The organism is Synechococcus sp. CBW1108, assembly GCF_015840335.1.
Lineage (GTDB): Bacteria > Cyanobacteriota > Cyanobacteriia > PCC-6307 > Cyanobiaceae > Cyanobium_A.
Map to the genome: position 1 here is coordinate 1681039 of NZ_CP060395.1, position 19978 is coordinate 1701016.

20 protein-coding genes are annotated in these 19978 nt (G+C 68.1%); 9 read left to right on the plus strand and 11 right to left on the minus strand.

Annotated features, from left to right (window positions below; genetic code table 11):
* Positions 1-4 precede the first annotated feature (4 nt).
* Positions 5-784, plus strand: coding sequence for a 3-deoxy-manno-octulosonate cytidylyltransferase (kdsB, locus tag H8F27_RS09040; RefSeq protein ID WP_197147829.1), 780 nt, complete (start codon positions 5-7; stop codon positions 782-784).
* Here the strand turns inward: kdsB and H8F27_RS09045 are convergent.
* Genes H8F27_RS09045 through galE form a run of 5 tightly spaced genes read right to left on the minus strand, consistent with a single transcriptional unit; the run spans position 781 to position 6364 of the window.
* Positions 781-1338, minus strand: a complete 558-nt coding sequence (locus tag H8F27_RS09045; RefSeq protein WP_197153465.1) for an HAD family hydrolase — start codon at positions 1336-1338, stop codon at positions 781-783. The genes kdsB and H8F27_RS09045 overlap by 4 nt on opposite strands.
* Complete coding sequence (gene kdsA, locus H8F27_RS09050) at positions 1338-2168, minus strand: 3-deoxy-8-phosphooctulonate synthase (protein ID WP_197147830.1); 831 nt, start codon at positions 2166-2168, stop codon at positions 1338-1340. The genes H8F27_RS09045 and kdsA overlap by 1 nt, the downstream gene beginning before the upstream one ends.
* Positions 2165-3196, minus strand: coding sequence for an SIS domain-containing protein (locus tag H8F27_RS09055; RefSeq protein ID WP_197147831.1), 1032 nt, complete (start codon positions 3194-3196; stop codon positions 2165-2167). Before H8F27_RS09055 ends, kdsA begins: the two co-directional genes overlap by 4 nt.
* A 53-nt stretch (positions 3197-3249) precedes the next feature.
* A complete protein-coding gene (gene selD, locus H8F27_RS09060; protein WP_197147832.1) occupies positions 3250-5331 on the minus strand; it encodes a selenide, water dikinase SelD in 2082 nt (693 codons plus the stop codon).
* A complete protein-coding gene (gene galE, locus H8F27_RS09065; protein ID WP_197147833.1) occupies positions 5321-6364 on the minus strand; it encodes a UDP-glucose 4-epimerase GalE in 1044 nt (347 codons plus the stop codon). The genes selD and galE overlap by 11 nt, the downstream gene beginning before the upstream one ends.
* Before the next feature lie 56 nt (positions 6365-6420).
* Here galE and H8F27_RS09070 point away from each other — a divergent pair, with 56 nt between their 5' ends.
* The 5 genes from H8F27_RS09070 (at position 6421) to H8F27_RS09090 (ending at position 12007) form a co-directional block, all read left to right on the plus strand.
* Positions 6421-7800: a nucleotide sugar dehydrogenase gene (locus tag H8F27_RS09070; protein ID WP_197147834.1), complete on the plus strand. Its 1380-nt coding sequence runs from the start codon at positions 6421-6423 to the stop codon at positions 7798-7800.
* 3 nt (positions 7801-7803) lie between these two features.
* Entirely contained in the window at positions 7804-8748 is a 945-nt protein-coding gene (locus H8F27_RS09075) for a UDP-glucuronic acid decarboxylase family protein (protein ID WP_197147835.1), read from the plus strand.
* Positions 8745-9764, plus strand: coding sequence for an NAD-dependent epimerase (locus tag H8F27_RS09080; protein WP_197147836.1), 1020 nt, complete (start codon positions 8745-8747; stop codon positions 9762-9764). Before H8F27_RS09075 ends, H8F27_RS09080 begins: the two co-directional genes overlap by 4 nt.
* 49 nt (positions 9765-9813) lie before the next feature.
* Positions 9814-11082 carry a histidine--tRNA ligase gene (gene hisS / locus H8F27_RS09085; RefSeq protein WP_197147837.1) on the plus strand — a complete coding sequence of 423 codons (1269 nt, stop codon included), beginning with the start codon at positions 9814-9816 and terminating at the stop codon, positions 11080-11082.
* Positions 11083-11173: 91 nt separating this feature from the next.
* Entirely contained in the window at positions 11174-12007 is an 834-nt protein-coding gene (locus H8F27_RS09090) for an LpxI family protein (protein WP_197147838.1), read from the plus strand.
* Positions 12008-12018: 11 nt separating this feature from the next.
* Here the strand turns inward: H8F27_RS09090 and hisB are convergent, their stop codons facing one another.
* The 4 genes from hisB to fabI are packed head-to-tail and all read right to left on the minus strand — an operon-like array spanning position 12019 to position 15400.
* Positions 12019-12621: an imidazoleglycerol-phosphate dehydratase HisB gene (gene hisB, locus H8F27_RS09095; RefSeq protein ID WP_197147839.1), complete on the minus strand. Its 603-nt coding sequence runs from the start codon at positions 12619-12621 to the stop codon at positions 12019-12021.
* A gap of 45 nt (positions 12622-12666) precedes the next feature.
* A complete protein-coding gene (locus H8F27_RS09100; RefSeq protein WP_231596166.1) occupies positions 12667-13575 on the minus strand; it encodes a carbon-nitrogen hydrolase in 909 nt (302 codons plus the stop codon).
* Positions 13572-14621: an agmatine deiminase family protein gene (locus tag H8F27_RS09105; protein ID WP_255517688.1), complete on the minus strand. Its 1050-nt coding sequence runs from the start codon at positions 14619-14621 to the stop codon at positions 13572-13574. The genes H8F27_RS09100 and H8F27_RS09105 overlap by 4 nt, the downstream gene beginning before the upstream one ends.
* On the minus strand, positions 14618-15400 hold the full coding sequence (gene fabI, locus H8F27_RS09110) for an enoyl-ACP reductase FabI (RefSeq protein ID WP_197147841.1): 783 nt from the start codon (positions 15398-15400) through the stop codon (positions 14618-14620). The genes H8F27_RS09105 and fabI overlap by 4 nt, the downstream gene beginning before the upstream one ends.
* Positions 15401-15426: 26 nt before the next feature.
* On the opposite strand from fabI, the gene H8F27_RS09115 reads away from it, so the two are divergent.
* Both H8F27_RS09115 and H8F27_RS09120 read left to right on the plus strand, forming a co-directional pair.
* Positions 15427-16263 (plus strand): FAD-binding domain-containing protein, encoded by an 837-nt coding sequence (locus H8F27_RS09115; protein ID WP_197147842.1) that lies wholly within the window; start codon positions 15427-15429, stop codon positions 16261-16263.
* Positions 16257-16724 carry a hypothetical protein gene (locus tag H8F27_RS09120; RefSeq protein WP_197147843.1) on the plus strand — a complete coding sequence of 156 codons (468 nt, stop codon included), beginning with the start codon at positions 16257-16259 and terminating at the stop codon, positions 16722-16724. The genes H8F27_RS09115 and H8F27_RS09120 overlap by 7 nt, the downstream gene beginning before the upstream one ends.
* On the opposite strand, the gene H8F27_RS09125 is transcribed toward H8F27_RS09120, so the two are convergent.
* Positions 16630-17172, minus strand: coding sequence for a hypothetical protein (locus H8F27_RS09125; RefSeq protein ID WP_370594403.1), 543 nt, complete (start codon positions 17170-17172; stop codon positions 16630-16632). The two genes, H8F27_RS09120 and H8F27_RS09125, sit on opposite strands and share 95 nt — an antisense overlap.
* Before the next feature lie 121 nt (positions 17173-17293).
* On the opposite strand from H8F27_RS09125, the gene H8F27_RS09130 reads away from it, so the two are divergent.
* Entirely contained in the window at positions 17294-18499 is a 1206-nt protein-coding gene (locus tag H8F27_RS09130) for a DegT/DnrJ/EryC1/StrS aminotransferase family protein (RefSeq protein ID WP_197147844.1), read from the plus strand.
* Here H8F27_RS09130 and H8F27_RS09135 read toward each other — a convergent pair.
* Positions 18478-19956 (minus strand): FAD-binding domain-containing protein, encoded by a 1479-nt coding sequence (locus H8F27_RS09135; protein ID WP_197147845.1) that lies wholly within the window; start codon positions 19954-19956, stop codon positions 18478-18480. The genes H8F27_RS09130 and H8F27_RS09135 overlap by 22 nt on opposite strands.
* Positions 19957-19978: the final 22 nt, after the last annotated feature.

Sequence of the window (19978 nt, forward strand, 5' to 3'; positions counted from 1 at the left end):
CCCCATGACACACCCCCAGGTAGTGGTGGCCGTGCCGGCCCGGCTGGAATCGGCACGGTTGCCGGGCAAGTTGCTGGCCGAGATCGCCGGCAAGCCGATGCTGCAGCATGTGCTCGAGCGCTGCCAGCAGGCCCGGGGGGTGGCGGCGGTGCTGGTGTGCACCGATAGCGAGCAGGTGCGGCACCTGGCCCAGGCCTGGGGCGTTTCGGCGCTGATGACCTCCCCCCACTGCAGCTCGGGCAGTGAGCGGCTGGCCAGCGTGGTGGCTGAGCTGGTGGCTGCTGCAGGGGGCGCGGCATCTGATTTTGATGAAACCCTGGTGATCAACGTGCAGGGAGATCAGCCCCTGCTGGATCCGGGGGTGATTGAGGCGATGGTGGCCCAGTTTGAGCTGCTGCAGCGGCCGGCGCTGTTGACCCCGGTCTATCCCCTGGCGGCGGACAAGATCCACGACCCCAACGTGGTCAAGGTGCTGCGGGCCCGCGACGGCCGGGCGATCACTTTCTCGCGCAGTGCCCTGCCCCATCTGCGCGGGGTGCCGCCGCAGCAGTGGGGTGAACACACCACCTACTGGGGCCATGTGGGTCTCTACGGCTACCGGGCCGATGTGCTGGCGGGCTGGGCGGCGCTGCCCACCTCGCCGCTCGAAGATCTGGAGAAACTGGAGCAGCTGCGGCTGATCGACGCCGGTATTCCCCTGCTCACCTACGAGGTGGATCAGGATTGCCTCTCGGTGGACACCCCGGAGCAACTGGAGCAGGCCCGCGCCCTGGCCGGCGCCTAGGCGTTGCCCTCTCGCCAGCCTTCCCGGTTCAGCTGTCGCCAGAGCCCTCGCCGTTGCAGCAGGGCTTCGGCCAGTTCGCGCACGGCCCCATCCCCCCCCCGGCGGCGCAGCACCCAGTCCGCCTGGCAGCGTAGGCCTGGGGCGCCATCGGCGGGGCTGATCAGCAGGCCGGTGGCAGGGCGCACCGTGAGGTCGTTGAGGTCGTCGCCGATGAAGGCGGTTTGCTGGCGGGCGCACTGGAGATCGGCCTGGAGTTGGCGTAGGGCACTCAGCTTGTCGCCCACGCCCACCAGGCAATGGCGGATGTCCAGGTGGGCGGCCCGTTGCTCGATGGCCCCGCTGCGCCCACCGCTGAGGAAGGCCACCTCAAGGCCGGCGCGCTGCAGCATGCGGATCGCCAGCCCATCACGCACGTCGAAGCGCTTCAGCACCTGGCCCTGGGCGTCGTAGTGCAGACCCCCATCGGTGAGCACGCCGTCAACGTCACAAACCAGCAGTTGGATCGCGGCAAGATCCCGATGCCGCAGCAGGGTTCGTTGCAGCAGCTGGCGGATCACAGGCTGCTCGGAGCCATCTCCTCTGCCACCACCTGACGCAGGGCCAGCAGCTGGCGCAGCAGGGCCTCGAGCCGGTGCAGGGGCACCATGTTGGGGCCGTCGCTGAGGGCGTTGTCGGGGTCTGGATGGGTTTCCATAAACAGCCCATCCACCCCCACGGCGACCGCGGCTCGGGCCAGCGGCGCCACGAACTCCCGCTGGCCGCCGGTGCTGGTGCCCCGTCCCCCCGGCTGCTGCACGGCGTGGGTGGCATCGAAGATCACCGGACACCCCAGGGCCTGGAGCTGGGGGAAGCTGCGCATATCCACCACCAGGGTGTTGTAGCCGAAGCTGGTGCCCCGCTCGGTGAGCCAGAGGCGGCCGCTGGCTGGCTCCAGCCCGAATTCGGCCATCTTGCTCACCACCTGGGCCATGTCCCAGGGGGCGAGGAACTGGCCTTTTTTCACGTTCACCACCTTGTTGCTGCCCGCTACGGCCTGGGCTGCGGCCTCCAGTAGGTCGCTCTGACGGCAGAGGAAAGCGGGAATCTGCAGCACGTCCACGGCCTGGGCCGCTGCGGCCGCCTGGTGGCTTTCATGGATGTCGGTGAGTACCGGCACCCCGAAGCTCTGGCCCACTTCCTGCAGAATCTTCAGCCCCTCATCGGGCCCTGGGCCTCGAAAAGACTTGCCGGAGCTGCGGTTGGCCTTGTCGAAGCTGGCTTTGAACACGTAGCGGATGCCGAGGCGATCGGTGATCGTCTTCACCTGCTCGGCCACCTGCAGCACCAGATCGCGGTTTTCGATCACGCAGGGCCCGGCGATCAGGGTGAAGGGGATGGCCGTCATGGGCGTTCAGCAGCTGGGTTGGTGCTGAACCCAGCCTGCACCAGATCGTGCAGCCGCAGCAGGCCCAGCAGTTGGCCGGGCCGGGCGGGATCGACCACGGGCAGCACCGAAATCGCCTGGCGCGGATTGCGTTCCATCAGTTCCAGGGCGGTGATTGCCAGGGTCTGGGGAGCCACGGTGATTGGGTCGGTGGTGGCCATGGCCCCGGCGCGGATCGAGGCCCAGCTTTCGGGGGGGTGGCGCTGCAGGGTGCGGCGCAGGTCGCCATCGGTGATCAACCCCGCCATCTGGCTGGGGTCTCCGCTTGCCTGCACCCAGGCTGCCCCGAGGCTGCCTTTGCCGTTGCTGCCCTGGGTGAGTTGGCCGATCACCTCCGCCAGGGGGGCCTGGGGAGAGAGGCCTTCCAGGTCGATGGCCGGCACCATCAGGTCGGCCACGGTGAGGGTGAGCTGGCGGCCCAGGGAGCCGGCGGGATGGTTGATGGCGAAATCTTCCGGCGAGATACCGGCCCGCTCCATCCAGACGGCCGCCAGGGCATCACCGATGGCCATCGCCACCGCCGTGCTGGCGGTAGGGGCCAGGTTCAAAGGGCACACTTCCCGATCGACAGATCCATCCAGCACCACATCGCAGTCCGTGGCCAGGCTGGAGCCCAGCCGGCCCACCAGGGCGATGCGGGCGGTGCCGCGGCGGCGCAGGTGGGGAATGATTGCCAGGAGCTCCTCAGTTTCGCCGCTGTTGGAGAGCAGCAGGGCCACGTCGTCGGCCGCCACGATGCCCAGATCGCCGTGCAGGGCGTCGACGGGGTTGAGAAACACCGCCGTCAGGCCGATCGAGGAGAAGGTGGCGGCAATTTTGCGGGCGACGATGCCGCTCTTGCCGACCCCTGTGACCACCAGCTTGGAGCGGCGCTGGCGGCAGCCCGCCAGCAGCTCCAGGGCCGCCTCCACTTGGGCGCTGTGGAGGCGCTGGGCAGCCGCGGCGATCGCTGCCGCCTCTCCCTCCAGGCAACTGGTCAGGGCTGACAAGAGCTCGCCACAGGATTGGGGGAATTCTCCCAGGTTGGCTGCAGCTGGGTTGCTCAGGAGTGCACCAGGCCGATGGCGGCGGCCCCAGGGAACCCAGCTGTTTCCATCTCGGCCAGGGCGGCATCGATGCGATCGGCGGGGATTGCCGCCAGCAGGGGGCCGCAGGTCTGGGGATCGATCAGCAGGGCCTGGCGGGCCCCATCAACCGGGCTCTGGAGCTCTACCCGATCTTCAAGCAGGGTCAGGGCGCTGGCATTGGCTGGGGCCAGGCTGCTGGTAAGGCCCTGCTCCAGCAGGGTCAGGGCCCCGGGCAGGCTGGGGACCTGCCCGGCATTGAGGGTGACGCGGCAGCTGGTTGGGCTGGCGGCCAGCATCTCGCCCAGGTGGCCCAGCAGCCCGAAGCCGGTCACATCCGTGCAGGCCCGGCAGCCATGGCCGGCCAGCAGCTCCACCAGGGCCGCCTGGCTCTGTTGCATGGTGGCGAGAGCCCCGTCGAGCCACTGGGGTTGGGCGGTGCCGGCCATGGCTGCGGCAAACAGTACCCCCGTGCCTATCGGCCGGCTGAGCAGCAGCCCATCGCCTGGGCGCAGGGGCCCCTTGCCCCAGAGCCGCCCGGCCTCCACGGCGCCATTGACACTCAGCACCAGGCTCAGGCCCACCGGCGTGCCCCTCGCTTCCAGGCTGTGGCCGCCGATCAGCCTTGCCCCCAGCGGCTTCAGCACCGACTCGATTCCGGCCAGGGTTTCGCTGAGCAGGTTGGCCTGCAGGGAAGCTGCCAGTTGGGGCAGGGTCACCACCGCCTGCACTGTTCGCACCTGGGCGCCGCAGGCCCAGATATCGCTGCAGGCATGCAAGGTGGTGATTCTGGCGTTGAGCCAGGGGTCGCTCACCAGGGCAGGGAAGCCATCGATGCTCTGCAGCAGCAGGTTGCCCTGGCCGTCCTGGCCGATCACTGCAGCGTCTTCGGCGCTGCCAGGCGTCCCGCCGCCCAGCCCATTGCGGGCCAGGGCGTCCTGCAATGGGCCGGCGGCCAGTTTGGCCGCACACCCATGGCAGGCCATCGGGGTTGGGCGGTCCCCAGCCATGGCCTTGAGGCTGCTGAAGCGGTCCATGAAGCGCTGATCCAGGAACCGCTTCCAGCGCCACAGCAAGGGGCTGGGCCCCAGGGCCCAGGGGCCCCAGAAGGCCACGGCCTGGGGGCGGGGCCCCAGGCTGCCGCCATCGCCGAGCAGCTGCAGGGCCCAGGGTTGGGGGCGCCAGGAGCGCAGGGTGCGACCCGAAACGATCCTGGTCAGGTTCCTGGCCAGGGTCGGGGCGCAGCGCACGGCCCAGACGCCGGATGGGGGCCTGGGCTGGGCGGCGATGACGCCGCAGTCTCCACTGGCAAACAACCCGGGATGGTTCAGAACCTGGAGGCTGGCTGCGGTGAGCAACCTGCCGCGCTGGTCCTGGGGCAGGCCAGCTGCAGCCAGCCAGCTGGGGGCGCGGCTGCCGGTGCAGGCCAGGTCGGCTGGGGCTGCCGCTGGGCTGTGACGCCGCAGGCCAATGCCGGCCCGGTGGAGCAGCCGTTCGCCCACCCGGTTGGCGGCCCTGGAGCCCAGGTGCAGCTCGGCGCCGCGCAGCAGCAGCTCCGGTTTCAGTCCCCGACCTCGCAGGGCCAGGGCCAGTTCCACCGCCGCGGCTCCCCCACCCTTGATCCGCAGATTGGGCTGATCCAGCTGGCGGCACCACTCCAGGAAAGGATCCAGGGGCTTGACCGCCACGGCGGCGCCGGCGAGCTCGTTGGTCTCCGCGCCCACATCGAGGCTGAGCCAGTCCCAGCGGAGGCTGGGCCTTCCCTCCAGTTGCAATTCCCTGGTCTGGAGATTGAGGCCCTTGATCTCTGCCTGCACGAAGGTCACCCCTGCCACCAGGCAGAGGCGGCGCAGGTCGATGGCGCCGGCCTGTTCCCCCACCAGGCCGGCCACCAGGGCCGGCACCAGGCCCGAATAGGGGGCGGTGCTGTGGCGACTGATCAGGGTGATCCGGGCGGCCGGTCGCCGCTGCCAATGGCGTCTAGCCATCGCCCAGATCCGCAACACCAGGGAGTGGCTGTGGCCGCCGCCGGCCAGCAGCAACTCCCCTTCAGCCTCCATAGCCGTGGGGATTGGCCTGTTGCCAGCACCAGCTATCGCGGCACATTTCAGCTAGGGAGAGGCGGGTCCGCCAGCCCAGTCGCTCGGCGGCCAGGTGCGGATCGGCCACGGTGCAGGCGGCGTCCCCGTCCCTACGGGCCACGATGGCGAAGGGCACCGTGCGGCCGCTGGCACTCTCGAAGGCCCGCACCACCTCCAGCACCGAATGGCCCTGGCCGCTGCCCAGGTTGAGGGTGAGCAGCTGGGGTGGCTCGGCCAGCAGGGCATCGAGGGCGGCCCGGTGGCCTTCGGCCAGGTCCATCACGTGGATGTAGTCGCGGATGCCGCTGCCGTCGGGGGTGGGCCAGTCGCCACCGAACACCTGGAGTTCGGTCCGCCGCCCCACGGCCACCTGGCTGACAAAGGGCAGAAGATTGTTGGGAATGCCGCTGGGGTCTTCGCCGATGCGGCCACTGGGATGGGCCCCCACCGGATTGAAATACCGCAGCCGGGCGATTCGCCAGCCGGCCTCACTGGCGGCCAGATCCGCCAGCATCTGCTCCACCGCCGCCTTGCTGTGGCCATAGGGATTGATCGGCTGGATGGCTGCCCCCTCCCCGATCGGCATGGTTTCGGGCAGGCCGTAAACGGTGCAACTGCTGCTGAAGACCAGGGTGCGGCAGCCATGGACCTGCATGGCTTTGAGCAGGTGGCGGGAGCCGCTGAGGTTCACGTCCCAGTAGCGCAGCGGATCGCCCACCGATTCGCCCACGGCCTTGAGGCCGGCGAAGTGGATCACCGCCTCGATGGGTTGGCCTGAGGGGCCAGATGCAAAGGCCTTGTTCAGATCCGCAGCTGAGCGGATATCGCCTTCGACGACCACCAGCCGGTCGGCGGCCCCGGGGCCGGCAAGTTCCAGTACCCGCCGCAGTGCTTCCGGGGAGCTGTTGTCGTAGTTGTCGATCACCACGAGGCTGTGGCCCGCTTCAAGCAGCAGCAGGGAGGTGTGGCTGCCGATGAAGCCGGCGCCTCCAGTTATCAGCAGCTGGGTCAAGATTGTTTCCTTCGGGGGTGGGCGATAGTCTCGGTCGAATCTTGCCACCAGCTGTCATGGACGCACCATCAATTCGCAGCATTTGCTGCATTGGTGCCGGCTATGTGGGCGGCCCGACAATGGCCGTGGTGGCCGATCGCTGCCCCCACATCCAGGTCACGGTGGTGGACCTCAACGAGGAGCGGATTGGGGCCTGGAACTCCGCCGATCTCAGCTTGCTGCCCATCTATGAGCCCGGGCTCGATGAGGTGGTGGGCCGGGCGCGGGGTCGCAACCTGCACTTCACCACCTCGGTGGAGGGGGCGATCGCGACTGCCGACATGGTGTTCATCTCCGTGAACACCCCCACCAAGACCCACGGGGTGGGGGCAGGGCAGGCAAGTGATCTCAAGTGGATCGAGGCATCCGCGCGCATGCTGGCAACGGCGGCCACTGGCCACACGATCGTGGTCGAGAAGAGCACCCTGCCGGTGCGCACGGCCCAGGCGGTGAAGTCGATTCTGGAGGCTGGCCCGGCGGGCAAGAGCTTTGCGGTGCTCTCGAATCCGGAGTTTCTGGCGGAGGGCTCGGCGATTCGAGATCTGGAGAATCCCGATCGGGTGCTGATTGGTGGGGAATCCCAGGAAGCGATTGAGGCGCTGGCGGGGATCTACGGCCACTGGGTGGCCCCGGAAAAAATTCTGCGCACCAATCTATGGAGCAGCGAGCTCAGCAAGCTCACGGCCAATGCTTTCCTGGCCCAGCGGATCAGCTCGATCAACAGCATCGCCGCCCTCTGTGAGGCCACCGGTGCCGACGTGCGCGAGGTGGCCAATGCGATCGGTGCAGACAGTCGCATCGGACCCAAGTTTCTCAAGGCCGGCCCTGGATTTGGCGGCAGCTGCTTCCAGAAGGACATCCTAAATCTGGTTTACCTGTGCCGTTATTACGGCCTTGAGGATGTGGCGAGCTACTGGGAACAGGTGGTAACCCTGAACACGTGGCAACAGCACCGCATCTCCAGGCTGATGGTGAATCGGCTGTTCGGCACGATCAGCGGCAAGCGGATCGCCGTTTTGGGCTTTGCCTTCAAGGCCGATACCAACGACACCCGCGAATCGCCCGCGATCCAAGTCTGCCTGGACCTGCTGGAGGAGGGGGCATGCCTGGCGATCGTTGATCCCAAGGTTCGCGAAGGCCAGATCAGCATCGATCTGGGTAAGCCCGCTGGCCAGGGCGAGGGCAACTGGCAGTTGGTGGATTCGGTGGCGGCGGCGGCCGAAGGCGCCGATGCCCTGGTGCTGCTCACCGAGTGGCAACAGTTTGGCCAGATCAACTGGCCTGAGGTGGCTGCGCTGATGCGCCAGCCGGCCTGGCTCTTTGATTCAAGGGCCAAGGCTGATGGGGCGGCTGCCCGGGCAGCAGGGTTAAATGTTTGGACCTTGGGAGAGGGCTGAGCGATGCCTGCTTCAATCACCCGCAACCTGATCACCGGGGGAGCTGGCTTCGTCGGCTCCCATTTAGTGGATCGGCTGATGCAGGCCGGCGAGGAGGTCATCTGCCTTGACAACTACTTCACCGGCCGCAAATCAAATATTGCCGAGTGGATCGGCCACCCCCGCTTTGAGCTGATTCGCCACGACGTCACCGAGCCGATCCAGCTGGAAGTTGACCGGATCTGGCACCTGGCCTGCCCGGCTTCCCCCGTGCATTACCAGTTCAACCCGATCAAGACCGCAAAAACCAGCTTCCTGGGCACCTACAACATGCTGGGTCTGGCCAGGCGCGTGGGTGCCCGGCTGCTGATGGCCTCCACCAGTGAGATCTACGGCGACCCCGAGGTGCACCCCCAGCCTGAGAGCTACCGGGGCTGCGTCAACACCATCGGCATCCGCAGCTGCTACGACGAAGGCAAGCGCATCGCCGAAACCCTCTGCTTCGACTACCAGCGCATGCACGGCACGGAGATCCGCGTGATGCGCATCTTCAACACCTACGGGCCGCGCATGTTGCCCGATGACGGCCGGGTGGTGAGCAATTTCATCGTGCAGGCGTTGCGGGGAGAGCCCCTCACCCTCTACGGCGACGGCAGTCAGACCCGCTCCTTCTGCTACGTGGCCGATCTGGTGGAGGGCATGATCCGGCTGATGAACTGCAGCCACACCGGTCCGATGAACATCGGCAATCCCGGCGAGTTCACGATCCGCCAGCTGGCAGAGCTGGTGCGCGCCAAGATCAATTCCGAGTTGCCGTTGATCGAGAAGCCCCTGCCGGCGGATGATCCCCTGCAGCGCCAGCCGGTGATCGACCTGGCTAAGCAGGAGCTGGGTTGGCAGCCTGAGGTGCCGCTGGAGCAGGGTCTGGAGCCCACAATCGCCTACTTCCGCGAGGTCCTGGCTCCTTGATTCGGGCTGCGCTCGTAACCGGGGCGGCGGGCTTCATCGGCGCCGCGGTCTGCGAGCGGCTGCTGGGGCGGGGCGAGCGGGTGGTGGGGATCGACAACCTCAACAGCTACTACGACCCCGCCTTGAAGCGGGCCCGATTGGCCCGGCTCGAGGCCCTTGCTCCCCCCGGAGCCTGGCGCTTTCAACAGCTTGACCTGGGCGAAGTTGCTGCGATCGCCGAGCTGTTTGGGCGCGAGAAGCCACGCCTGGTGATTCACCTCGCGGCCCAGGCCGGGGTTCGCTACTCCATTGAGAATCCAGGCGCCTACCTGGAGAGCAACCTGGTGGGCCTGGGTTCGATCCTTGAGGGTTGCCGGCACCACGGCGCTGAACACCTGGTGTATGCCTCCAGCAGCTCGGTGTATGGCGGCAACACCAACCTGCCATTTGCCGAAAGCCAGCCGGTCAACCATCCGGTGAGCCTCTACGCCGCCACCAAGAAGGCGGGCGAATTGATGGCCCACACCTACAGCCACCTCTATGGGCTGCCCGCCACCGGCCTGCGCTTCTTCACCGTCTACGGGCCCTGGGGCCGGCCGGACATGGCACCGATGCTGTTCGCCAGGGCGATCCTGGCGGGCGAGTCAATCCGGGTGTTCAACCAGGGCCGCATGCGCCGTGACTTCACCTACATCGACGACATCGTTTCAGGCGTGATCGCCTGCGCAGACAAGCCGGCGACAGCTGATCCTGGCTTCGACACCTCGGCACCCGATCCGGCCACCAGCTGGGCGCCCCACCGGCTGTTCAACATCGGCAATAGCGAACCGGTTGAGTTGTTGCGTTTCATCGAATTGCTTGAGCAGGCCCTGGGCCGTGAGGCCATCCGCGATCTGCAGCCCATGCAGCCGGGCGATCTTGAGGCCACGGCCGCCGACACCTCCCTGCTTGAAGCCTGGGTGGGCTTTCGGCCCTCGACGCCCATCGAAGTGGGGGTGGAGCGCTTTGCCCACTGGTATCGGGACACCTACGCCTGAACTCAAGCCCAGGCCGGCAGGCAGACTCAGGCCACTTGCATTCTCCGGTTTGGCGTCGCTCCAGAGCCTGCGTGGCATGGCCGACCTGTTGCCGGGGCAGATCGCCCTTTGGCAGCACGTGGAGGCTAGGGCTCGGGAGCATTTTCGCCGCTCGGGGATCGCGGAGATCCGCACCCCCTTGCTGGAGGTCACCGAGCTGTTTGCCCGCGGCATCGGCGAAGCCACCGATGTGGTGGGAAAGGAGATGTATACGTTTCTGGATCGGGGGGAGCGCAGCTGCACCCTGCGCCCGGAGGGCACCGCTTCGGTGGTGCGGGCGGCGATCCAGCACGGCCTGCTGAGCCAGGGCCCCCGGCGCCTCTGGTATGGGGGCCCGATGTTTCGCTATGAGCGTCCCCAGGCCGGCCGGCTGCGCCAGTTCCACCAGATCGGGCTGGAGCTGCTGGGTTTTGCCGATGCCTGCAGCGATGTGGAGGCGATCGCCATCGCCTGGGATCTGCTGGCCGAGCTGGGCGTCGCTGGCCTGGCCCTGGAGCTCAATTCCCTCGGCAGCAGCGAGGATCGGGCCCGCTACCGCGAGCAGCTGGTGGCCTGGCTGGAGCAGCGGCGCGACCAGCTGGATGTCGATTCCCAGGCCCGCATCCACACCAATCCCCTGCGGGTGCTTGATGCCAAGCATCCAGACACCCAGGCCCTGCTGGCGGAGGCCCCCAGCCTGGCTTCTGCTCTGAGTGACGCGAGTCAGGCCCGCTTTGCTGCCGTGCAGCAAGCCCTTACGGCCCTGGGCATTCCGTTTGTGCTCAACCCCCGCTTGGTGCGGGGCCTGGATTATTACGGCCACACCGCCTTCGAGATCACCAGCAGCCAGCTGGGTGCCCAGGCCACGGTGTGTGGCGGCGGTCGCTACGACGGCCTGGTGCAGCAGCTGGGCGGGCCGGCGACCCCGGCGATCGGTTGGGCCCTGGGGATGGAGCGGCTGGTATTGCTGCTCAGCCAGACCGAGCGCCCCGCTGCGGCTTTGGATCTCTATGTGGTGAGTCGGGGCGAGGCGGCGGCGACGGCGGCGCTGGCCTTGGCAAGGCTTTGCCGTCAGGCGGGTCTGGCGGTGGAAAGGGATGCCAGTGGCTCGGCCTTCGCGAAGCAGTTCAAGCGGGCCGATCGCTCCGGGGCCCGTTGGGCGGCGGTGATCGGCGAGCAGGAGGCGGCTGATGGCCTGGTCGGGCTCCAGGATCTGCGCGCCAGCGAGCCCGCTGGCGATCGGCGACTGGGTCCCGTGGAGCTGGTTGAGGCCTTGCAGGCCGCCCGGGGGAGGCCATGACGCCGTAGGACCTGTCCACCCGCGGCAGCCATTGCGGGGTTGGGGGCCTTTGACTGCCCCAAGAAATTTGCTTTGAGCTGTCTCGGCCCTGATGGGTGATCCGTCCCTCGCGATCATTGCTGGTGAAGGGGTGCTGCCGAGGATGCTCTCGGAGGCCCTCTCCCGGGCAGGCCGTGCCCACATCGCCTGCTATCCCCATGGGCTTGAGGTGGAAGTGCCGGCGGCTGAGGAGTTCTTTTTTGAACGCTCGATCGCCTTCATCAAGTCGCTGCAGCAGCGGGGTATCAACCAGATCGTGATGGTGGGCAAGTTTGTGCGTCCCCGTTCACTCAACTTGCTGCGCTTTGAGGGCTCCACCTTGATGGCCGCCCCGCGGATTCTGGGTTCGCTGCGCAATGGCGACGATGCTTCCCTGCGGGCCTTGGCCCAGATCATCGAGGAGTACGGCCTCAAGGTGGTGGGCATCGAAGACGTGGCACCCAACCTGTTGCCAGAGCCTGGCCTCTACGCCAGCAGGGTGCCGAGTGAGCTGGATCGGGCCGATGTGGAGCGGGCCGCCTACATCGTTGAAGCCATCTCCCAGGTGGATGTGGGCCAGGGGGCGGTGGTGGCCAAGGGGCTGTGCCTGGCCACCGAAGCCCTGCCCGGCACCGACGCCATGCTCGAGTGGGTTGCCGCTACGCGTACGGAGCGGCCCGAATCCGGCCGCTCCGGGGTGCTCTATAAGGCCCCCAAGCTCAACCAAGACCGGCGCATGGATCTGCCCGGCATCGGCCCCACCACCGTGGCCAAGGCTGCCGCAGCTGGCCTTGCCGGCATCGCCTGGGAGGCCCGCAGTGCCCTGCTGCTGGACGCGGAGCAGACGATGGCGGATGCGGAGCGGTTGGGGCTGTTTTTGTGGTCGCGGGAGCCTCAGGCGCTCTGAGCACCCAATGTTCAGGCTCCCGCCTGCTCCAGCACGCCTTTGCTGCTCGGCACGGCACCAGCGCGGCGGGGATCCACTTCCACCGCCAGGCGCAGGGCCCGCGCAAACGCCTTGAAGCAGGCCTCCACGATGTGGTGGGAGTTCACCCCCGCCAGCTGGCGAATGTGCAGGGTGAGGCCGGCGTTGTTGGCCACCGCCACGAAGAACTCCTTCACCAGTTCGGTGTCGTAGCTGCCGATCTTCTGGGCCGGGATCTGCAGGTCGTAGCTGAGGTGGGGCCGGCCGCTGCAATCCAGCGCCACCTGCACCAAGGCCTCATCCAGGGGTGCCACGAAGTGGCCGAAGCGGTGGATGCCCCGCCGCTCGCCCAGGGCCTGGGCCAGGGCCTGGCCCACGGCGATACCCACGTCTTCGTTGGTGTGGTGGTCGTCGATGTGGGTGTCGCCCTTGGCGCTTATCTCCAGGTCGATCAGGCCGTGGCTGGCCAGCTGGTGGAGCATGTGGTCGAGAAACGCCACGCCGGTGTTCACCGTGCAGCGGCCGCTGCCGTCGAGCCCCAGGGTCACGCGTACATCGGTTTCGCCGGTGACGCGGTGGATGGTTCCGGTGCGCATGGCTGCCAAACGCCCTTCAGGGTTGCCCCATGCTGACAGGTGGGCCTAGGTACGCCAGCGCTTGAGCAGCTCGCCATAGGCATCGATGCGCCGGTCGCGCAGAAAGGGCCACCAGCGGCGTACCGCTTCACTGCGGTCCAGGTCCAGATCCACCAGCAGCACGGCCTCCTCTGCCACGCCCGCCTGGGCCAGCAGTTCCCCCTGGGGTCCGGCAGCAAAGCTGCTTCCCCAAAACTGCAGCCCTGCCGAGCCGGGCGCCGTTGCAACCTCCGAACTCGCCTCGGGGTCCAGCTCGTGACCGCAACGGTTGGCCACCAGCACCGGCAGGCCATTGGCAATGGCGTGGCCCCGTTGCACGGTGATCCAGGCCTCCCGCTGCCGGGCCTGCTCTGCTGGGCTGTCGTTTGAGCTCCAGCCAATAGCAGTGGGATAGAGCAGCAGATCGGCGCCGGCCAGGGCCATCAGCCGCGCCGCCTCAGGGAACCACTGGTCCCAGCAGACCAGCACTCCCAGCCGACCCACACTGGTGGAAATCGGCTTAAAACCCAGGTCCCCCGGGGTGAAATAGAACTTCTCGTAGAAGCCCGGATCATCCGGGATATGCATCTTGCGGTAGATGCCGGCGATCGAGCCATCGCGCTCGAGCACCACGGCTGTGTTGTGGGAGAGCCCGGGCGCCCGACGTTCAAACAGGCTGATCACCAGCACGATGGCCAGTTCCTTGGCCAGGGCCCCGAAATGGTCGCTGGAGGGGCCCGGGATGGGTTCGGCCAGGTCATGGCGGCCAACCAGCTCCTGTTGGCAGAAGTAGGCGCTGGTGTGGAGCTCCTGGCACACCACCAATTGGGCCCCCTGGCCGGCGGCCTGGCGGATGGCGCGGCCGGTGGCCGCCACCATTGCCTCGCGGTTGCCGGCCCAGGCCTGTTGCACCAGCGCAGCCACCAGGACGCTCACTGAAAGACGGCTGCAGGTATCTGCATGGTGGCGCAGTGCAGGGAGCCGTGCTGCAGGAGGAGGGCGGAGCAGTCGATGGCTTCGATCGTGTGGCAGGGGAATGCCTTGGCCAGGGCAGCCTGGGCTGCCTGATCGCGGCTGGGATCGCCGTAACTGGGCACCAGCACGGCCCCATTGAGGATCAGGAAGTTGGCGTAGGTGGCCGGCAGCCGGCGGCCATCATCCGGGGCGAAGCGGGCCTGGGGCCAGGGCAGGGGAATCAGCCGGTAGGGGCCCCCGGCGGCGGTGCGAAGCCCCTGGAGTTCCGCTTCCAGCCGCTGCAGCGGTGCCGCTGCGGCATCGCCGGGATCGTCACAGCTGACGTAGGCCAGGGTGCCTGGATCGCACAGGCGCACCAGGGTGTCGATGTGGCCGTCGGTGTCATCGCCGCAGAGCTCCCCATGGCTCAGCCAGATCACCCGGCTGGCGCCCAGCTGGGCGATCAGGGCCGCCTCGATGGCTGCTTGGTCGAGTTGGGGGTTGCGCCCGGGCGAGAGCAGGCAGCTGCTGGTGGTGAAAATGGTGCCGGCCCCATCGGATTCGATGCTGCCCCCCTCCAGCACCAGTCCAACCGGCTCGAGCGGGGTGAGGCCAAAGGCTCCCCCATGCCAGGCGGCGGCGGTGGCCCGGTTGTCGCCTCCGGCCTGGTACTTGCCGCCCCAGCCGTTGAAGCGAAAGTCCAGCAGCAAGGGGGCCTCGCCTTCTGGGCCCCGGCTCTCCAGCACGGTGATCGGCCCGTAGTCGCGCGTCCAGGTGTCCTGGGCCGGGCTGGCCCACACCCGCAGCCGGCCGGTGCCCAGATGGGCCAACTCCTGAGCGGTGGCTTCAGGGGTTGCACTGAGCAGCAGCACGGGGGCATGGCGGCTGATCGCCGCGCAGAGCTCCCGGTAGCAAGCGCGCACCGCTGGGAGGTAGGGCGCCCAATCGCCATCGGCGCGGGGCCAGGCCATCAAGACGGCCCCCACGGGCTCCCACTCGGCCGGAAGTCGCCTGCTTGGCGCCTTCACATCCCGTTGATGCAGTACCCCGCATCCACATAGATCACCTGGCCGGTGATGCCAGATGCCAGTGGGCTGGCAAGGAAGGCGGCCGCTCCGCCCACTTCTTCCTGGGTCACGGTGCGCTGCAGGGGAGCCTTGGCCTCCACGTTGTGGATCATGTCGAGGATGCCGCCGATCGCGCTGCTCGCCAGGGTGCGGATCGGTCCGGCGCTGATGGCATTGACCCGCACCTGCTTGTCGGGCCCCAATTCGGCGGCCAGGTAGCGCACCGAGGCCTCCAGGGCCGCCTTGGCAACCCCCATCACGTTGTAGTTGGGAATGGCCCGCTCGGCTCCCAGATAGGTGAGGGTGATCACGCTGGCGCCTGGGTTGAACAGGGGTTTGGCCCAGCGGCACAGGGGCGCCAGCGAGTAGGCGCTCACCTCCAGGGCCCGGGCGAAGCCCTCAGGGCTGATGGCGGAGTAGTCGCCGATCAGTTCGTCCTTGCCGGCGAAGGCCAGGCAGTGCACCAGCACGTCGATCGAGCCCCACTGCTCCTTCACCCGCGCAAACACGGCCTCGATCTGGGCCGGGTCCTGCACGTTCAGCGGCTCGAACAAGCTGGGCGCCAGCGGAGCGGTGAGCTCCCGCACCTTGGTCTCGAAGCGACCCTTCTCATCGGGCAGGTAGGTGACTCCCAACTCAGCGCCAGCGGCATGGAGCTGCTGGGCGATGCCCCAGGCGATCGACTTGTTGTTGGCGATGCCGGTTACCAGGGCCTTCTTGCCGCGCAGATCGAGGAGCATGGGTGCAGTGGCCGGGAGCCGGAAGGATGCAATCGGCCGATTCTCTCCCACCCGGGGATCTGCCCTGCCGCTTTGCCAGCCGGGCGCAGCTGGAGGCCACCCTGCGCCAGCTGTTCCCCGAGGCCCCTGGCGGCTTGAGTCCGATCCAGGGGGGGCGCCGGGCGGCTGAAACGGCGCTGGCCGCCGTCGATCCCCTGGCCTATGGCCGCAGCCGCAACCACCTCGATGGTGCAGTGACGCACCTCTCGCCCTACATCCGCCATGGCGTGCTCAGCCTGGCGGAGGTGCGCGAGGCGGTGTTCACCTGGCTGGAGTGCAGCGGTGAGCCTGCCCAGGCCGCCGCCAAGCTGGTCAATGAGCTCGGTTGGCGCGACTACTGGCAGCGGCTCTGGCGCCAGCTGGGCGCTGGCATCTGGCACGACCGCGAGCCGCTCAAAACCGGCCACCCCAGCGCCAGCTATGCCGCGGAGCTGCCGGCCGACCTGCTGGAGGCCCGCACCGGCCTGGCCTGTATCGATGGCTTCGCGGCCGAGCTGCACGCCAGCGGCTGGCTGCACAACCACGCCCGCATGTGGCTGGCCAGTTACGTGGTGCACTGGCGCCGGGTGCGCTGGCAGGCCGGCGCCCGCTGGTTTCTCCAGCACCTGCTCGATGGCGATCCAGCTAGCAACAACCTCAGTTGGCAGTGGGTGGCCAGCAGCTTCAGCAGCAAGCCCTACCTGTTTAACCGCGCCAACCTGGAGCGCTTCAGCTCCGGGCGCTACTGCCGCAGCTGCGCCGCCGCCACAGCCGGCAGCTGCCCTTTTGAAGCCAGCTATGAGCAGCTGCAGGAAGCCCTGTTTGGGGAGGTTGGGCCGTGCTGAACCCCGTGCTCTGGATCCATGGCGAGGCCCTGGGGCCCACCAACCCAGCCCTGGTGGCCTATCCGGGGGCGCCGGCGGTGTTTGTTTTCGATCGGCAGCTGATCGCCCAGGCGGGCCTCAGCCTCAAGCGCCTGGGTTTCATCTATGAGTGCCTGCTGGAGTTGCCGGTCACCCTGCGCCACGGCGATGTGGCCGAGGAGGTGCTCGCCTTTGCCCGCCGCCACCGCGCCGATGGGGTGGCCACCAGCTCTGCAGTGGATCCCCGCTTCGCCGGGTTGCACCAGCGGATCGCTGCCCAGCTGCCGGTGCAGCTGCTGGAGCCGGAGCCCTTCGTGGAGCTGCCGGAGCCGGTGGATCTGCGCCGCTTCAGCCGTTATTGGCGCCGGGCTGAGCCGGTGCTGTGGGGGCGGCGGGCTGGAGCAGGCGCTCCTCCTGCTCCAGTACGGCGTTGGGATCGCTGAGCAGGTCGGGCTCCTCCAGCAGCGGGTAGGCCTCGGGCTTGATCTCGCTGGCTTTGCGGGGGGGCTCCAGCCAGACAAAGCTGCTGCGGGGTGAGCGCTGACGGCAGAGGGCCTCGCTCTGTTGGCGCAGGGCTCGGCGCACATCCGCGCGGGCCACGGCCTGGAAGAACTCCTCCCGTGGGGCCAGCCCCGAGCTGAATGGCGCCGTGCCGTTGCCGTTAAACAGCCGGGCCGCATCGGCGCTCCAGCGGGGCTTGCAACGGCCGCTCTGGCGGGTGTCGGTGTCGAGCCAGATGTGCAGGCCATAGCCATCGGGTTGGCTCACCACCGCCAGGCCGTCGTGGGGCACCACCCGTTGCAGGGGGTAGATCGTCCAGTTGGGGTGGCGGTGGGCAGGCACGCAGCCGCCGAGCAGGCCGGCGCCGCAGGTCGCGGCCAGGGCGCCCACCAGGGTGCGCGCTCTCCTAGGGGGAGTCAAAATTGAATTCACAGGGCGGAGACGGCACAAATCATGGCCCTCACCCATTCCCAGCGGCGGCAAGCGTGGCGGGCGACTTAAATTGCTTGCCATGCAGGTGCCCCCTTTCAGCCTCAGCGAGCAGATCCAGGAGCTGGGAGCTGCCCTCGATCAGGCTGTGCTTGAGGTGTTGCGCAGCGGTCAGTACATCGGCGGCGCCACGATCGCCAGCTTTGAGCAAGACTTCGCCGTCGCCTGTGGCGTCCCCCATGCCATCGGCTGCAACAGCGGCACCGATGCCCTGATTCTGGCCCTGCGGGGCCTGGGCATCGGCCCTGGCGATGAGGTGATCACCGCCTCGTTCAGTTTCTTTGCAACCGCGGAGGCGATCAGCGCCGTGGGCGCGACGCCGGTGTTTGTGGATGTGGCGGAGAGCAGCTATCTGATCGATCTCGAGCAGTTGGAGGCAGCCATTACCCCCGCCACCCGGGCCCTGTTGCCGGTGCACCTGTTCGGACGGCCCGTCGACATGGAGCGGGTCTGTGCCATCGCGGCGCGCTATGGCCTCAAGGTGGTCGAAGACTGCGCCCAGGCCACCGGCGCCAGCTGGGCTGGCCGGCCGGTCGGCAGTTGGGGGGATGTGGGCTGCTTCAGCTTCTTCCCCACCAAGAATCTCGGTGCTGGCGGCGATGGCGGTGCTATCACCTGTCGCGATGGGGCCCTGGCCCAGACCATCCGGGAGCTGGCGGTGCACGGCATGCCGCGCCGCTACCTGCACACCGCCCTTGGCTACAACAGCCGCCTTGACGCCATGCAGGCGGCCGTTCTGAACGTCAAGCTGCCCCACCTGCCCCGCTGGGTGGAACGCCGCGGCGCCATCGCCCGTCGGTACAGCGAGCAGCTCGGGGCCCTGGCAGCGGTTGCCTTGCCGCCGGCCGGACCCCCTGGCCACAGCTGGAATCAGTTCGTTATCCGGGTGCCCCAGTGCCCCGGGGCCAAGGCCTGTGGGGCGACCCCTGGCACCTGCCTGCCCTCCTCCGATAGTGCCGTCTTTGGCCTGCCGGAGGCTTGCTGCCGCGACTGGCTCAAGCAGCAGCTGCAGGATGCCGGAGTCAGCACGATCATCTACTACCCGATCCCGATCCACCGCCAGCCCGCCTACGCCGATCTGGGCTACGGCCCCGGCTCCCTGCCAGTCACCGAACGGCTCTGCTCTGAGGTGCTCAGCCTGCCGATTTTCCCAGAGCTCAGCGAGGCCCAGCAGCAGCGGGTGATTGAGGTGCTGGCCAGGGTGGTTCAGCCCCTGATCGTGGCGTAGAGCGTCTTGAACCGGGCCTGCTGGATCTTGTGGTTCACCAGCGGCGCCGGGTAGCCGCGGCGTTCCAGCGGGGCGATCTCGCCACTGATCAGGTCGCGGGTGGCCACATGGCGCAGCTCCGGCAGCCAGGTGCGGATGTAATCGCCATCGGCATCGAATTTGGAGGCCTGGGTGGCGGGGTTGAAGATGCGCAGGGGCTTGGGGTCCATGCCGCTGCTGGCGCTCCACTGCCAGCCGCCGTTGTTGGCGGCCAGGTCGCCATCCACCAGCCGGGCCATGAACGCAGATTCGCCCCAGCGCCAGTCGCAGATCAGGTCCTTCACCAGGAAGGAGGCAACGATCATGCGGCAGCGGTTGTGCATCCAGCCGCTGGCGTTGAGCTGGCGCATGGCCGCATCGATGATCGGCATGCCGGTGAGGCCGTCGCGCCAGGCCTCAAACCAGCCCTGGTCGTTCTCCCAGGGGAAGGCGCGCCACTGGGGCCGGTAGGGCCCATCCGCCAGCTCCGGAAAGTGGAATAGGGCCTGCTGGTAGAACTCGCGCCAGGCCAGCTCCTGCTCCCACACCTGGATGGAGTGGCGCTCCTCGTCGCTGCGGGCCAGGGGCCGGGCCTGCTGGGCCGCAGCCCAGGCCTGGCGCGGGCTGAGGGTGCCGAACTTGAGGGCGGCGCTCAGCCCTGAGGTGCCCGCCTCAGCCGGCAGGTTGCGCCCTGGTTCGTAGCCCAGCAGGGGGATGGGGCGGCCAGCACCATCGCAGAAGGCCGCAAGCTGCGCCTGGGCCGCGGCTTCGCCGGGCCGGCAGGGGCAGAGCTCGGCGCCATTAAAACCATGCTTCCAAAAACCGTGCTCCAAAAAACCGTGCTCCAGCTCTGGGCTGGCGACCGGCAGGCTTTGCAGAGCCTCGGTCAGTTGGGCGGGATCAAGATTGATCAGGGCGCTCGCCGGCGGCAGGGGATCCAGGTTGCTGGCCTGCTCCACCTGGCCGCGCCAGTTGCGCCAGAAGGGTCCGTAGACCCGGTAGGGCTCGCCGGCGCCGGTTTTAAGGGCTTCGGGCGGGATCAGCAGCTGGTCCCAGTCGGCCAGCACCTTGCGCCCCTCCGCCTGCAGGGCCCGGGCCACCCGCCGGTCGCGCTCGCGCCCGAAGGGTTCCACGTCCCGGTTCCAGGCCACCACTTCGGCGCCGATGGCGCCTGCCAGGCGGGGCAGCAGCTCGGCCGGGTCTCCGCGGAGGATCAGCAGCCGGCTGCCGGCCTGCTGCCAGCTCTGCTGCAGCTCCAGCAGGCTCTCAGACAGAAACCACAGCCGCGCCGGCGCCATCGTGGGCTCCGAGAGGATGGCGGGGTCGAGCACAAACACCCCGGTTACGGCCGGGGTGGAGGCGGCCGCGGCGGCCAGGGCCCGGTTGTCGGCCAGGCGCAGGTCACGGCGGTGCCAGAACAGCCAGCGTGGTGGAGTCATCAGATCGCTCCAAACGGCTTAG